This is a genomic window from Ectobacillus sp. (assembly GCF_056992975.1).
This window is the reverse complement of sequence record NZ_JBXKMX010000107.1, coordinates 1-2512: the sequence shown is the minus strand read 5'-3', so window position 1 is coordinate 2512 and position 2512 is coordinate 1. Positions and strand designations below refer to the sequence as shown.

General features: G+C 38.3%; 4 protein-coding genes. 2 read left to right on the top strand and 2 right to left on the bottom strand.

Annotated elements, in window-relative coordinates; genetic code table 11:
- Window positions 1-70: 70 nt before the first annotated feature.
- Window positions 71-958 carry a LysR family transcriptional regulator gene (locus AC11ZT_RS05670; RefSeq protein WP_484058671.1) on the bottom strand — a complete coding sequence of 296 codons (888 nt, stop codon included), beginning with the start codon at window positions 956-958 and terminating at the stop codon, window positions 71-73.
- 131 nt (window positions 959-1089) lie between these two features.
- Here AC11ZT_RS05670 and AC11ZT_RS05665 point away from each other — a divergent pair, with 131 nt between their 5' ends.
- Complete coding sequence (locus AC11ZT_RS05665) at window positions 1090-1449, top strand: CidA/LrgA family protein (protein WP_484058670.1); 360 nt, start codon at window positions 1090-1092, stop codon at window positions 1447-1449.
- Window positions 1449-2126 (top strand): LrgB family protein, encoded by a 678-nt coding sequence (locus AC11ZT_RS05660; protein ID WP_484058672.1) that lies wholly within the window; start codon window positions 1449-1451, stop codon window positions 2124-2126. Before AC11ZT_RS05665 ends, AC11ZT_RS05660 begins: the two co-directional genes overlap by 1 nt.
- 11 nt (window positions 2127-2137) lie before the next feature.
- Here the strand turns inward: AC11ZT_RS05660 and AC11ZT_RS05655 are convergent, their stop codons facing one another.
- Complete coding sequence (locus AC11ZT_RS05655; protein ID WP_484058669.1) at window positions 2138-2446, bottom strand: MazG nucleotide pyrophosphohydrolase domain-containing protein; 309 nt, start codon at window positions 2444-2446, stop codon at window positions 2138-2140.
- Window positions 2447-2512 lie beyond the last annotated feature (66 nt).

The following is a 2512-nucleotide window of genomic DNA, read 5'->3' as shown; positions in this document are numbered from 1 at the left end:
TTTTTTCAAAATGCAGTTTCAGTATAACATTTTATTATTAAAAAAATTTTAAAGTTGCCTTGATTGTTCCCTAAGAATCTTGCTTTACCCCTCTCAAAATTTCGATAAAATGTTCTGTTTCCTTTGAGATTCTCCCCTCTTCATAAGCAATGGACATTTTCACAGTCTGATTTAAATCTTCAATTTTACGATAAACTACTTCTTTCAATGTGAAATTTTGAAGCGAAGCCGGAACGATAGCAATGCCGACACCTGCAGCCACTAACCCGATTACAGTATGATACTCTGTTGTTTCTTGCCGAATACTTGGATTATAGCCAGTAGCATGACACATCGAAACAATTTCATCGTAGAATCCGGGCCAAATGGGACGCGATAGAAGAATAAATGACTCATTTCGCAGTTGCGATAAAGTTATTCCCTGCTCCTTTGCTAATGGGTGATGAATGGATAAGGCAAGCATACAAGGCGTTTCATGAATCACCTCTGTTGTGAGAATATCACTTTGGATTGGCGGGCGAATAAGTCCAATATCTAACTTGTGATTATGCAGTTCTTCTACTTGCTCTGGGGTCGAAAGCTCCCTTAGCTTGATTTCCACATCCGGATATTGATTGCGATACGTTCGGATAAGGGGAGGTAAGAAATCATAGGTGGCTGCACCAACATATCCAATTGTAAGCGTGCCAATTTCACCTCGTGCAGCCCGTTTTGTTAATGAAATCGTGGAATCCAGTTGTTCAAGTATACCTTTTACTCCCTCTAAAAACACCTTACCTGCATCGGTAAGCTCTACCACCCGTTTCGTCCGCCGAAATAATACTTCCCCTAATTCTTCTTCAAGTTGCTGAATTTGTTGACTGAGAGGAGGTTGTGTCATCTGCAGTCGTTTCGCCGCGCGTCCGAAATGAAGTTCCTCTGCTACCGCTATAAAATAATGCAATTGACGTAACTCCATTCATTTCCACCCTCTATTAATATGTTTTCCGTATTAATCTTACCTAATATATATATTAGACACAATATAAAATTCACATTACAGTATACGTATAGTATTTTTATTATTAAAAAATAAAGGAAGAGATCCCCTTGAAATTGCTCACTATTAGCTTACAAATTCTTTTTCTATATGTATTCGTATTTATAGGGAACACTATTGTTTCCTTTACTCACTTGCCTATTCCAGGAAGTATAATTGGAATGCTTCTTTTGTTCATCTGCTTTCGATTTAAAATGATTCCGATACAATGGGTAGCATCTGGTTCAAACTTGTTGATTAAAGAACTGCTCTTATTCTTTATCCCTTCAGCTGTAGCAATCATACGTTATCGTGACATTATTATGACAAACGGAACAGGAATTTTGGCTATCCTTATACTTAGTACACTAATGGTTATTGTATTTACTGGTATTTTTGCAGAAAAAATGGGGGGACGAAAAGAAGCATGATGATACAAGTATTCTTTCTAGGCTTAACCGTGTTTACATATCTCGTATCAAAAAAAGTATATCAAACCTATAAGTGGACGCTATTAACGCCAATGCTAATTACACCAATTCTACTTATTGCCGTGTTACTTTTCTTTCATATTCCTTATGATCATTATGCACAAGGAGCAACGTGGTTATCGAAATTACTAGAACCAGCTGTCGTCGCGTTTGCGTACCCGTTGTATCAATATCGGAACACATTGAAAAAATATGCGGTTCCGATCGTGCTAAATGTATTGGCAGGTTCGGTTATTTCGATTCTTGTTTCAGAGCTCTTGGCAAAAGTATTTCATTTAAATTTAGCAATGTCCGATAGTATCGTACCGCATATCGTAACAACACCGATTGCCATGCAAATTAGTTCAATGGCTGGAGGCACAAAAGACTTAACTGCTCTCTTTGTCGTGTTAACCGCCATCATCGGAATTGTTTCAGGCCCATCCATCATACGAATTCTTCACATCCGCACAGCGGTAGCAAAAGGAATTGTAATGGGCACAAGCGCAAATGGAACCGGAGCTTCTAGAGCATTTGAAATGGGACAGCTAGAAGGAACAATTGCTACCATTTCCATGCTCTTAACCGCAACCTTTAACGTATTTCTCGTACCCGTACTCCTAGAGATTATGACCTAATCTCTAGTTTTTTATTTTTTCTTCTTTTCCCGCTTGTATTGCTCCTTCAGCCGAAAGCATTGTTCCATATCAATATCATGCGCGTTCGCAATTGCAAATACATAATAGAGCACATCATACAATTCCTCTTCAATTGTGCCTTTAATCGTACCTGTTTCAGCCAATCTTCTATCCTTCCGAAGAACCTCCGAAAGCTCCCCTACTTCTTCGATCAACTTTTGAAAATAGGTATTTTTTCGTTCTGGGTCTGCATCCTTCATTTTTATAAATTGCTGCAAATTATGTAGCGTAATATCTTGCCGAACAAACGTCTGTGCCATTTCTATTCTCCTTCAAGTGTTTTACTATCCTTAAGTAGGGTACATGGTTTTAGGGAAAATGAAAAG

Bases quoted from the DNA above. Each gene is read 5' to 3' on its own strand.
- AC11ZT_RS05655 (WP_484058669.1), bottom strand. From the start codon at position 2,446: ATGGCACAGACGTTTGTTCGGCAAGATATTACGCTACATAATTTGCAG.
- AC11ZT_RS05670 (WP_484058671.1), bottom strand. From the start codon at position 958: ATGGAGTTACGTCAATTGCATTATTTTATAGCGGTAGCAGAGGAACTT.
- AC11ZT_RS05660 (WP_484058672.1), top strand. From the start codon at position 1,449: ATGATACAAGTATTCTTTCTAGGCTTAACCGTGTTTACATATCTCGTA.